The organism is Sanguibacter massiliensis (genome assembly GCF_900240335.1).
Lineage (GTDB): Bacteria > Actinomycetota > Actinomycetes > Actinomycetales > Cellulomonadaceae > Flavimobilis > Flavimobilis massiliensis.
The window spans coordinates 2,430,089-2,442,091 of sequence record NZ_LT964979.1; the positions used below are offsets into that span (position 1 = coordinate 2,430,089).

Below are 12,003 nucleotides of genomic sequence, written 5' to 3' on the forward strand. Positions count from 1 at the left end.
CGGGCCCTTCGTCGTCGACAGGTCCGGGTGCGCCCCCTGCGCGCCCCGGCACCGACGATCAGTCGGTGACCCGCTCGGGGTCGACCGTCACCGTGGCGACCTTGCCGGTCGCCGACTCCTTCGTCGCGTCGGTGCCGGTGAGCGTCGCCGTCGCCCACACCTCGTAGGTGCCGGCGCCGACGTGCGTGCCGGTCGAGCAGGAACGCAGGTCCGTGTTCCACGCGAGGTCTGTCGACGCCCCGCGGGCGAGGTCATACCCACTCGTCGGGGTGACGTTCGAGTTGTCGGGGATCTGGCCGACGACGATCCCGTTGCGGGTGAGGACCCCGCCGACGACCCCCGGGAACGAACCCGCGAGGCGCGTGCCGCCGATGTTCGTCACCGTCATCTCGCCGCCGTGCGCGTTGTCGAGCCCGACGGTCGTCGTCACCGGCGTCCCCGAGACCTCGAGCGAGTCGCCCTGGAACCCGGGGACCTCGGAACCGCACGCGGGGAACGTCGCCGACGCGTCCTTCGTGGGGAGCGCGGGCCCGTCACCGATCGTGAGGTCCTGCCGCACCGAGATGATCTCGGTCGCGGTCTCGGTGGTGCCGTCGAGCTGGGTGACGGGGACGACGACGAGCAGCGTGTACGTGCCGTCGGGCAGGGCGGTGCCGTCGCAGTCCGTCGTCGGGATGTCCGCGACGAGCTCGTTGCGGAACGTCGCGTCGTCCGCGAGCTTCTCCGGGCCCGTCCACCACGGGCCGTCGGGCTGCTCGGTCGACATGACGCTGCGGACCTTCTCGTCCTTGAGGAGATACACCTCGACCGGCCCACCCTCAAGGACGTCGAGCGAGCCCTTGGCGTGGACGATCTGCGCGGTCATGGCGCCCCGCGCGACCAGGCCGGTGGGGATGAGAGTCTTCGTGCCGTCGAGCGTGAGGGTCACCTTGTCGCCGCCGGCCTCGGTCGAGGAGGTGATCTCGGCCGTCGGGTCGCCGCACGCGAGCATCGTCGACGCAGGCTGCTCGGTTCCGGAGGGGGCACCGAGCGTCACGGGGACGGCGTCGCTGCCGATGATGGTGCGCCCGGCGCCGTCGAGACCCGGCGTGGAGAGCTCGAGGATCGCCCAGGCCTCGTAGTCGCCCGCGGGGAGGAGCCCGGAGTCGTCGCACGCGGTCGCAGTGCCGTCGACGCGCAGGCCGTCGAGGATCTTGGTGGTTCCAGGCTCGGCGCCTGTGGCATCGTCGGCACCGAACCAGGCGAGGAGCTGGCTGCCCTCGGTCTTGTGTGCGGAGACGATCTTGCCGTCGCGTGCGAGGTACACCCACACGCCTGTGACGGTGCGGGCCTGCGTGCTGCCGTCGAGGACGGCGGGGTCGAGGCGGAGCAGGTCGGGCAGGACGGCGGCCGACGTCGTCGTGCGGTTGGGGCCGATCGCCTCGAGGCGGTAGGTGTCCGCTCCACTCTCGTGAATGCCGGGGACGGACTCGGTGCCGCACGCGAGGGCGTGCGTGGCCATCGTGAGGTCAGGGGCCGCGATCGTCACGTCCCACGGTCCGCCGACGACGTCGACCTGGCGAGGGGTGTCGCCGACGAGCATGCCGTCGACCGTCGCCCACACCTGGTAAGTCCCGGCGGGCAGGGTCCCGGACGGGTCGCACGCGACGGTCTCGATGTGCTGGAAAGGATCGCTCGGGCTGCCGCCGGCGGTAAGCTCGGCCTGGGTCCAGGGCTCGGGGTTGGCGCCCGGCACGGCGACGATCTTGCCGTCCCGGACGACGGTGTAGTTGACGAAGCCGCTCGAGCCGAGCGTCAGCGACTTCTCGGCCGCGCCCTCGTGGAGGACGGCGACGACGTCCGGCAGGTCGGCGAGGCTCCGTGCCGTGAGCGGCGGCGTGGCGGTCGAGAGCACGAGGTCGAGTCCGTCGATGCTGCCCTTCGGCGGCGTGAACGTGCCGCACGCGGCCGGCAGGTCGGTGTTCGTCGCGGGCGGCGGCGTGCCGTCGCTGCCGCCGAGGTTCTGCGCGACGAGCACACCGCCGACGGCGACGAGCGCGACGGACGCCGCAGCGACGAGCGAGCGTGCCGCAGTGCGGCGGCGTCGGGCGGCAAGCCCGTGCGTGCGGGCGGTCGCGGCCATGTCCTCGAGGGAGCGGGCGCGCGGGGCGTGGGCGGCGTCGTCGGCGATGCCTCGCAGGAGGGCCGAGAGGTCGCGGGGGTCGTCGTGGGTCATCGTGCACCTCCAGGGGTGACGTCAAGATCGGATCGGTGCGTGCCCGAGAGTGCGCCGAGGTGGTGCTCGAGGCGCGTCACCGCGTCGGACAGGTAGCGCTTGACGGAGCCCTGGGCGAGCCCGAGCTCGGCCGCGACCTGCGGGACCGTCATGTCCTCGTAGAAGCGCAGGACGACGCACGCGCGCTCGCGGGGCGTGAGCGTCGACAGCGCGCGCAGCACGTCGAGGTGCGCGGGCACGTGCTCGGGCGTCGCCGCGCCGTCGTCGGGCTGGGACGGGGGTGCCACGTGGAGGTGGCGGACCGCGGCCCAGCGCTTGCGCCGACGGAAGCCGTCGACAAACGTGTTGCGGATCGTGCGGCGGACGTACGCCTCCGCGCTGCGGATGTCGTCGTCCGTGCGTCTGCGCGAGTATGCCGCGACGAGCGCGTCCTGCACGAGGTCCTCGGCCTCGGCCAGGTCGCCCGTGAGCAGGTACGCCGCTGACACGAGGGCGTCACCGCGGGTGCGGACGAGCTCGTCCAGCGTGGTGGCCCAGTCGGTCATCGGCGTGCTCCTCGTCGCGGCCCGCACGGACGCGGGATGCACACGGTACGTGTGCACGGTCCCTGCGACCATCGTGCCCTCCCGGTCCCGCCGCGTGGAGCGGCGTGGTCGGGGCGCCCCGTGCGGGCGCCTCTACCCGGTATGACGACCGGGAGGGCACGTTTCGTTGGGGTCAGTCGGTGATCGTCACGGTCCCCAGGCTCTCGACGACGGTGACCTCGACCTGGAACCCGACGGAGCCGTAGAGGCCAACGACGAGCTGGTAGTCGCCTGCGGGCAGGAGGGTGCCCGTCTCGCACGAGCGTCCGGGGACGTCGACGTCGAGCGGGCCGTCGAGCCGTGGGACGTCGGCGGCGGGCCAGGCGTCGATGCCGCCGTCGCCAGGGCCTGCCGGGAACGTCGTCCACGTGCCGTCCGGGGTCGGCGTGTGGGCGCGGGCAACGACGTGGCCGTCCTGGAGGAGGAACGCCTGGACGCCGTCGGCGAGCACGTCGCCGTCGACCGTGAGGGTCGTGCCGAGGTCGAGGGTCGTGCCCCGCGCCGACGTGGTGCGCGCGGTCGTTCCGGCGATGCGAAGCGGGGTGCTGCTCTGTGCGAGCACGTCCTTGCTGCGGTCGAGCCACGCGGTGTCGTCGACCGTCGGGCCGCCGCAGCCGTACGCCATCGTCGGGGCGACGTCGTCGGGGACCTCCCAGGCGGGCTCGGGCTCGAGCGTCACGGGCCGGCGTTCGGAGACGAGCCTGAGGACCTCGGAGCTCGAGGAGGCGAGGTCGGTGACGTCCGCGACGACGAGCAGCGTCAGCGGGCCCTCGAGCGTTGCGCCGTCGGCGCAACCGACCGCAGGGAGCGTGATCGACCCCCAGACGTCGGTGCCCGTGCCGCTGCGGTCGTCGACCGTCGAGGCGTCGTCGACGAGGCCGACGACCCTCTCGCCGTCGAGCACGTACGCCGTCGCGTGCGTGGGAAGGACGAGACGGCCCGGGTCGTGCTCGACAAAGGCGTGGGCCGTGTCGCCGAGCGCGGGCGAGACCGTCGTCGGCACCGTGAGGCGGAGCCTCGGCAGGGCTGGGTCCGCGTCCGGCACGAGGCGCGCGGCCGAGGCCCCGCACGCGAGTGGTCCCGCAGGTGCGGGGGTGGCGCGCGTCCCGCCGAGCTGCTGCGCCGCGACGACGCCGCCGACCGCGACCGCGACAACCGCAGCCGCCGCGGTCGTCGCGCGGCCTGCGGCACGCCTGCGGCGCAGGACCGTCGCGCGGCGTCGGACGCCCGCGACGAGCTCGTCGTCCGTGAGGTGGCTCGTCGAGCGGCCGGCGGCGCCGGCGATGTCGTCGAGCGCGTCGGTGAGGCGGTCGTCGGGGTTCATCGGGGGCCTCCCAGCGTCATACGGTCGGATCCGGGTGCGGAGGTGCCCGACGCGTCGGGGCCGAGGACGTCGGCGAGACGACGGTGGGCGTCGGACAGGTAGCGCTTGACGGTGCCGACGGACAGGCCGAGCCGGCCTGCGACGTCGGCGAGCGGCAGGTCGTCGTAGTGCCGCAGGACGACGCACGCGCGCTCGCGGGGCGAGAGCGTCGCAAGGGCCTCCTGGACGTCGAGCCGTGCGGGGACGTGGTCGGCCGTCGCGGACTCGTGCGGCGGCTGCTCGTCGGGGACGGCCGAGAGGTGCCGGATCGTCGCCCACGTCCTGCGACGGCGGAAGCCGTCGAGGTACGTCCTCAGGACGGCCTTGCGGACGTACGCCTCGAGCGCTACGACGTCCGTGCCGGCACGGACGCGTGCGCACGTCGCGACGAGCGCGTCCTGGACGAGGTCCTCGGACTCGCGCACGTCCCCGCTCAGCAGGTACGCGTACCCGACGAGCGCTCGCCGTCGGGTTGCGACGAGCTCCGAGAGCGTCTGCTCCCATGTCCCCACGGCCTGCTCCGATCCTTCGGGTCCCTGTCACAAGCCTCGACGGACGAGTCGTCCGGAAGGTTGGGGGCCGGCCTGCGGAAATACCGAGACGCAGGTCACATTCAGGTTACGGGATGCCGGAAACCCGGGTTCGGGCTGTGTGTCCGCCGCCACATCGGTAGTCTGGCCGAAGCCCGGACGACGATGGGGTCGCCCGGGCCCACCTGTCTCTATCGGCAGGACGTCGAGGAGGACGTATGCAGCTCGGGACCACAAGCCTCGTCATCGTCTCGGTCATCACCGTCGTCGGAGCACTCTGCCTGCTCGTCGCGGTCGGCCTCAGACGCCAGGTCCTCGCCGCAGGCGAGGGAACCGTCTCCATGCAGGCCATCGCGCAGGCCATCCAGGAGGGCGCGGCCGCCTACCTCAGCCGGCAGTTCCGCACCCTCGCGCTCTTCGCGCTCATCGTCGTCGCGCTCCTCACGCTCCTGCCGGGGGACACCGGCGTGCGCGTTGGACGCTCGATCGCGTTCCTGTTCGGCGCCGGCTTCTCCGCCGCGATCGGCTACCTCGGCATGTGGCTCGCCGTCCGCGCCAACCTGCGCGTTGCCGCCGCCGCCCAGGTGCCCGGTCCCGTCGAGGACCGCCGCGCCGAGGGCGCACGCATCGCGTTCCGCACGGGCGGCGTCGTCGGCATGTGCGTCGTCGGCCTCGGGCTGCTCGGTGCGGGTGTCGTCGTCCTCGTCTACCGGGCCGACGCCCCCGCTGTCCTCGAGGGCTTCGGCTTCGGCGCCGCGCTCCTCGCGATGTTCATGCGCGTCGGCGGCGGCATCTTCACGAAGGCCGCCGACGTCGGCGCGGACCTCGTCGGCAAGGTCGAGCAGGGCATCCCCGAGGACGACCCGCGCAACGCTGCGACGATCGCGGACAACGTCGGCGACAACGTCGGCGACTGCGCGGGCATGGCCGCCGACCTCTTCGAGTCCTATGCGGTGACGCTCGTCGCCGCTCTCATCCTCGGCAAGGCCGTCCTCGGCGAGCAGGGCCTCGTCCTGCCGCTCATCATCACCGCGATCGGCGCGTTCGTCGCGCTCCTCGGCATCATCGTCACCCGCACGCGCGCGGGCGAGGATGGGCTGCGCGCCATCTACCGGGGCTTTTACGTCTCGGCGGTCGTCGGCGCCGCGCTCGCGGCCGTCGCCGCGTTCGTCTACCTGCCCGGCACGTTCGCCGAGATCGAGGGCGTCGCGGCCGAGCTCGTTCTGTCGAGCGCGGACCCGCGGATCGTCGCGACGGGTGCCGTGCTTATCGGCATCGTCCTCGCGGGCGTCATCCTCGCGGTGACCGGGTACTTCACGGGCACGACGTCGAAGCCGACGCGGCACGTCGCCCGCACCTCGCGCACGGGTGCCGCGACCGTCGTGCTCTCGGGCATCGGCGTCGGCTTCGAGTCCGCCGTCTACACCGCGGGCATCATCGCGGCGGCCGTGTGCGCCGCGTTCCTCCTCGCGGGCGGGTCCGTGTGGCTCTCGCTCTTCCTCATCGCGCTCGCCGGCTGCGGCCTGCTCACGACGGTCGGCGTCATCGTCGCGATGGACACGTTCGGCCCCGTCTCCGACAACGCGCAGGGCATCGCCGAGATGTCGGGCGACGTCGACGCAGACGGCGCACAGATCCTCACCGAGCTCGACGCCGTCGGCAACACGACGAAGGCCATCACGAAGGGCATCGCGATCGCGACCGCCGTCCTCGCCGCGACCGCGCTCTTCGGCTCGTACGCCGACGCCGTCACGCAGGCCCTCGCGAAGATCAGCGACCACGCGACGTCCGGCATCGTCGCGTCGATGCTGACGTTCGAGATCATCTCGCCCGTGACGCTCGTCGGCGTCATCCTCGGCGGCGCGACCGTCTTCCTCTTCTCAGGCCTCGCGATCGACGCCGTGACGCGGGCCGCGGGCGCGATCGTCTTCGAGGTGCGCCGGCAGTTCCGCGACCACCCCGGCATCATGACGGGCGAGACGCGGCCCGAGTACGGCAAGGTCGTCGACATCTGCACGCGCGACTCGCTGCGCGAGCTCGCGACGCCCGGCCTCCTCGCGGCGTTCGCGCCGATCGCCGTCGGCTTCGGGCTCGGCGTCGGCCCGCTCGCGGGCTTCCTCGCGGGCGCGATCGGCACGGGCGTCCTCATGGCCGTGTTCCTCGCGAACGCGGGAGGCACGTGGGACAACGCGAAGAAGATCGTCGAGGACGGTGCGTACGGCGGCAAGAACTCCGACGCGCACGCGGCCGTCGTCATCGGCGACACGGTGGGCGACCCGTTCAAGGACACGGCGGGACCGGCGATCAACCCGCTCATCAAGGTGATGAACCTCGTCTCGGTGCTCATCGCGCCAGCGGTCGTCGCGATGAGCGTCCCAGCCGACGCCAACCATGTCCTGCGCATCGCGATCGCGACCGTCGCGGCGGCCATCGCGTTCGGCGCGGTCATCCTCTCGCGGCTCCGTGCCGCGCAGGTCGACGAGGCCGAGGAACTCGAGAAGGAGATCGGGCTCGTCTGAGCCCTCCTCCCGGACGTCCCGGAGCCCGTCCCGCGTGGTCGTGGGGCGGGCTCCGGTGGTGAGGTCGTCGGTCGCGGGGGATGATGCCCTCGCCGACGCGAGAGCCGCGGCGGCACCGACGTCGAACAGGGGACCTTCATGGCTGTGCGCTTCAATCCTGCTCCCGGCTGGCCGCCCGCACCCGAGGGGTGGACCCCGCCGCCCGGCTGGCAGCCGGACCCGTCGTGGCCGGCCGCGCCGCAGGGGTGGCAGATGTGGGTCGACGACGCCGCTCCGGCGGGGTACGGGGCGCCGGTGGTCCCGGGGGCTCCTGACGGCAGTGCGCCGTTGCCGCCTGCGGAGGCCGTGGCCGCGCCGTCGTCCGGCGCGGCGCCGAGCGTGCCGACGGCCGTGACTCCGTTCGGGACGCCGGCTGCGCCGCCCTCGTTCGCGCAGGCGTCGTACCCCGCCGCTGGCGGCACGCCCGCGCTCGGCGGCACGGGTGACGCCCAGCCGGGTCTTGTCGTGCCGGGCGGCAAGCGCTCGGGGGCGGGCGTGTGGGTCGCGTTCGTCGTCGTGCTGCTGCTCGCGGTGGGTGGGTTCTTCCTGTGGCGCGGTCTGTCGGCGGACGACGACGCCGCGCCTGCGGCCGCGCCGACGACGCCCCCGGTCCNGCCCCGGTCGACCCGGCACCGACCGAGGCTCCGACCGAGGCTCCGACGGACCTGCCGACGGACCTGCCGACGGACCTCCCCACGGACCTGCCGACGGACCTGCCGGGCGACCTCGACGGCTGCCTCGCGTTCACCGAGACCGCCGCAGCCTGGTCGCTCGCGCTCTTCGAGGCGGACGTCGCCGGATACCTCGCCAAGGCCGAGCCGGCGATCCCGAAGATCGAGGCCGCAACACCTCCCGCCGGCTATGAGGACGCCTGGGCCACGTACGCCGAGGGCATCAAGGTGCTCACGGCCCACATGCGCACCGTCGACCCGAAGGCCTCGCCCATCACCGAGATGACGACCTTCCTCATGAAGGCGGACAACGGCATGCCTGCAGGCTTCGACGACGCGAGCCTCAAGGTGTCCGAGATCATCGGGGAAGCCTGCTCCTGACGGCCACGTCCCGCGTCGCGCCCGTCGGGTGCGGCGCGGGATGATGGACGGGTGAGCAACCCACCGCGCCTTCTCCCGGATCTTGTCCCTGCGCTGCGCGCCGATCTACGTGCGGCGGGCTTCACCGTCGCGGGCGTCGGCGAGATCCTCGGCGAGGTGGCGCTCGACGCGCTCGGCCGCGAGGAGGCCGTTCCTGCGCGCCTCGCCGTCGCCCGGGTCCTCGCGGACCCGGGCGCCGACCCGGTGCTCCGTGCGCGCGCCGTGCTGACGTCGGTGTTCCTCCTCGGTGGGGACGCCAGCCGTGAGGATCTCGCGTCGGCGCTGCCGACGCTCGGCGCCCGGGGCGCGCTCGCGCTCGGTCTCGTCGGGCCTGCGGGCGCGCCCGACGCGGCTGTGCCCGACGGGACCGTGCCCGACGCCCTGCGCGCGCTTGTCGACCTGCGCCCCTACGCGGCCGACGACGCGCGCGGGCCGATCGACTGGTGGCTCGCGTCCGACCTTGGCGAGCTCGCGACCGGCCGGGCTCTCGAGCCGGACCACGTCCTCGGGGCCGGGGGCGCGTCGCTCACGCTCGCGCAGGTGACGTCGCGCGCGGACGTCGGGCGGGTGCTCGACCTTGGGACGGGCTGTGGTATCCAGGCCCTCCACGCGTCGCGGCACGCGCGCGAGGTCGTCGCGACCGACCTGTCGGCGCCCGCCCTCGCGTTCGCGGCGTTCACCGCGGCGCTCAACGGCGTCGAGATCGAGCTGCGCGAGGGCTCGATGCTCGAGCCCGTCGCCGGCGAGCTCTTCGACCTCGTCGTCTCCAACCCGCCTTTCGTCATCACGCCCCACGTTCCGGGCGGTGACGACGCGCTGCCGCTGTTCGAGTACCGCGACGGTGGACGCGCGGGCGACGACCTCGTGCGCGACCTCGTTACGGGCGTCGGCAACGTCCTCGCCCCGGGCGGGACCGTCCAGATGCTCGGCAACTGGGAGGTGCGGCGCGGGCAGGACTGGACCGAGCGCGTGGGGGAGTGGCTCGACGCGTCGGGCCTCGACGGCTGGGTCATCCAGCGCGAGCTGCTCGACCCCGCGCGTTACGCGGAGACGTGGCTGCGCGACGGCGGCCTCACTGCCGACCGCGACCCCGACGGCTACGCGGCCGCGTACGCGGCGTGGCTCGACGACTTCGCGAGCCGTGACGTCGAGGCCATCGGCTTCGGCATCGTCTACCTGCGCAAGCCGGCGGACGGGCGCGTGACCCTGCGCCGTCTCGAGGAGCACACCGGCACCGTCCACCAGCCTCTGGGCGAGCACCTCGCGGCGTCGCTCGCGGCGCACGACTGGCTCGAGGCCCGCTCGGACGCGGCCCTCGCCGACGAGCACCTGCTCGTCGCGCCCGACGTCACCGAGGAGCGCTACCTCACGCCCGGCGCGGAGGACCCGAACGTCGTCATCGTGCGGCAGGGCGGCGGCCTCGGACGCGGTGTCCATGCGTCGACGGCGCTCGCGGCGCTCGTCGGGGTGTGCGACGGCGAGCTGAGCGTCGGGCAGATCCTCGGAGCGATCGCCGCGCTCTTCGAGGTCGACGCGGACGAGCTCACGGCCGAGGTCCTGCCAGGCGTCCGTGGGCTCGTGCGCGACGGCCTGCTCGTTCCCGCCTGACCAGGAGGCTCCCGTGCGACTGCGCGTCATGACGTACAACATCAAGTTCCTCGCGCTCGACGCGGCCGCCGCGCGACGCGTCGTGCGTGCCGAGGCGCTCGACGTGCTGCTCCTCCAGGAGACGCCTCGCTGGGTCCTCGGACGGTGGCGCACGCGCGCGTTCGCGCGGTCGGTCGGGCTCGAGGTCGTCGCCGGCGGGATCGCGGGCCGCGCGTGCGCGGTCGCGGTGGCTCCGCACCTGCTCACGCAGGTCGTCGAGGGGCGTGGCGTCGCGTTCGAGCCGCGCTGGGTGCGGTTCCGCACGGGGTGGCCGACGCCGCGCGGGTACGCGTACGTGCGGCTCGCGCGGCGGGTGGCGGACGGGGCGTCCGGTGCGGACCCGTCGGGCACAGAACCGTCGGGCACGGACGTGCCGCGCCCCGGCGCCCGGGGCGCGGGCCCGGACGACATCCTCACGCTCGTGAGCGTGCACTTCTCGGCGCAGCCCCCGTCCCGCGCCCTCCACGTGCCGGTGTACCGCGCACTCGCGGCGCGTGAGGCGCCCGACGTCGTCGTCGGTGGCGACCTCAACGAGAACCCGCGCGGGCCGAGCGTCGTCGCTCTCCAGCCGCCGCTGCGCGACGCAGACCCGGCCCAGGCGCCCACGCAGCCGGTCGACGCACCGCGCTCCCGGCTCGACGGCTTCCTCGTCGGCGACGCCGTCACCGTACGGAGCGTGCACGTGCCCGACGGCCCCGACGTGCTCGTCGGCTCCGACCACCGGCCTGCCGTGCTCGAGCTCGAGTGGTGAGGGTCGACGCACGCCGTCGACGTGCCCTTCGCGCAACCGTCACACACGGTCGCTAGATTGGGCGACGTGACCCATTCCTCCACCCCGGATGACGCCACGCGACCACTGCCGCTCGACGAGCCCGACGGCCCGCCAGCGCACTCCCCGGACGTCGCGCCGCCGACGCAGCCGCTCGGGCGCGTCGAGCCGCGCACGCCCGCGCTCGGTGTGCCGATGACGTGGGGCGGGCCCGGACGGGACGCGGCCGCGCCCGAGAGGACGGCGACGGCACCGACAGCGGTCGTCACCCCGGCACCTCGCACCGACGAGGCCCCCGCACGCGGTCGCCAGGCACGGCCCGCGGCGCGCGTCGTCCCACGGATCGTCGCGCTCCTCACGTTTGCAGCGTTCGCCGTTGCGTTCGCGCAGACCGTGAAGATCTTCCTCGGGACCGCCGCCGGCCAGCGCTTCGACGAGCTCGCGCTGCGCGGCTCCGAGCACGGCAGCGGCACCCTGTGGCAGGTCGCGGAACCCGTGCTCGACGTCGTCTCCGTCGCGTTCATCGTCGTCGCTGTCGTCGTCGTCCTCGTGATCGCCGCGCTGCGACGCGCGTGGGGGCTCGGGCTGCAGGTCGCGGTCCTCGTCGCCGGGGCCAACATCACGACGCAGATCCTCAAGCGCGACCTGCTCGAACGCGCTGAGCTCGACGTGCTCACGCAGCGGCCCGGCAACTCGCTGCCGTCCGGCCACACGACCGTCGCAGCGTCCGTCGCGATCGCGCTGCTCCTCGTCGTGCCGCGCCGCACGCGGCCCTACGTCGCGCTGCTCGGCGCGGCCTGGACGGCGGCAACAGGAGTGTCGACGCTCGTCGGGCAGTGGCACCGAGCGTCGGACGTCCTCGCGGCGCTGCTCGTCGTCGGCGCGTGGACGGGGCTCGTCGTCGCGCTCACGCCGCGCTCGGCGGTCGACCGCACCGTCGGCGGCTCGATCTCGACGACCGCAGGGGTCGTCGTCCTCGGGCTCGGGGCGCTCGTCGGTGGCGGGTTCACGGCTCTCACGCTCGGCCTCGGGGTTACGGTGCCAGGACTCGAGGCGGACGACGTCGTCGCGTACGCCGCGTCCGTCGCCGCCGTCGTCGGGCTTACCTGCCTGCTGTTCCTCGTCGCGCTGCTGCTCCGGCAGGAAGTGGCGCGGCGCACGCACTGACGTGCGGACCTCACCACAGCGGCGCCCCCGCGGGCGCCTTCCACAGATCCTGGGCCTCGTCGGCCCCCCGGGTCGTGGC

General features: G+C 73.8%; 8 protein-coding genes. 4 read left to right on the forward strand and 4 right to left on the reverse strand.

Annotated elements, in window-relative coordinates; translation table 11 throughout:
• Nucleotides 1-58 precede the first annotated feature (58 nt).
• From C1729_RS11280 to C1729_RS11295, 4 genes are all read right to left on the reverse strand, one after another.
• Nucleotides 59-2,215: a hypothetical protein gene (locus tag C1729_RS11280; RefSeq protein WP_102510030.1), complete on the reverse strand. Its 2,157-nt coding sequence runs from the start codon at nt 2,213-2,215 to the stop codon at nt 59-61.
• Nucleotides 2,212-2,760: a SigE family RNA polymerase sigma factor gene (locus tag C1729_RS11285; RefSeq protein ID WP_102510654.1), complete on the reverse strand. Its 549-nt coding sequence runs from the start codon at nt 2,758-2,760 to the stop codon at nt 2,212-2,214. Before C1729_RS11285 ends, C1729_RS11280 begins: the two co-directional genes overlap by 4 nt.
• Before the next feature lie 172 nt (nt 2,761-2,932).
• The gene (locus C1729_RS11290) at nt 2,933-4,123 is read right to left on the reverse strand and encodes a hypothetical protein (protein ID WP_102510031.1); all 1,191 of its coding nucleotides are present in this window, start codon (nt 4,121-4,123) and stop codon (nt 2,933-2,935) included.
• Nucleotides 4,120-4,674 carry an RNA polymerase sigma factor gene (locus tag C1729_RS11295; RefSeq protein WP_102510032.1) on the reverse strand — a complete coding sequence of 185 codons (555 nt, stop codon included), beginning with the start codon at nt 4,672-4,674 and terminating at the stop codon, nt 4,120-4,122. Before C1729_RS11295 ends, C1729_RS11290 begins: the two co-directional genes overlap by 4 nt.
• 236 nt (nt 4,675-4,910) lie before the next feature.
• Between C1729_RS11295 and C1729_RS11300 the strand changes: the two genes are divergently transcribed.
• The 4 genes from C1729_RS11300 to C1729_RS11320 all read left to right on the forward strand — a co-directional run bounded on the left by C1729_RS11300 (nt 4,911) and on the right by C1729_RS11320 (nt 11,924).
• The gene (locus tag C1729_RS11300; protein ID WP_102510033.1) at nt 4,911-7,211 is read left to right on the forward strand and encodes a sodium-translocating pyrophosphatase; all 2,301 of its coding nucleotides are present in this window, start codon (nt 4,911-4,913) and stop codon (nt 7,209-7,211) included.
• A gap of 1,142 nt (nt 7,212-8,353) precedes the next feature.
• Nucleotides 8,354-9,949, forward strand: coding sequence for a DUF7059 domain-containing protein (locus C1729_RS11310; RefSeq protein WP_102510035.1), 1,596 nt, complete (start codon nt 8,354-8,356; stop codon nt 9,947-9,949).
• A gap of 13 nt (nt 9,950-9,962) precedes the next feature.
• The gene (locus C1729_RS11315; protein ID WP_129590743.1) at nt 9,963-10,739 is read left to right on the forward strand and encodes an endonuclease/exonuclease/phosphatase family protein; all 777 of its coding nucleotides are present in this window, start codon (nt 9,963-9,965) and stop codon (nt 10,737-10,739) included.
• Nucleotides 10,740-10,805: 66 nt separating this feature from the next.
• The gene (locus C1729_RS11320; RefSeq protein ID WP_242493804.1) at nt 10,806-11,924 is read left to right on the forward strand and encodes a phosphatase PAP2 family protein; all 1,119 of its coding nucleotides are present in this window, start codon (nt 10,806-10,808) and stop codon (nt 11,922-11,924) included.
• The last annotated feature ends 79 nt before the right edge of the window (nt 11,925-12,003 follow it).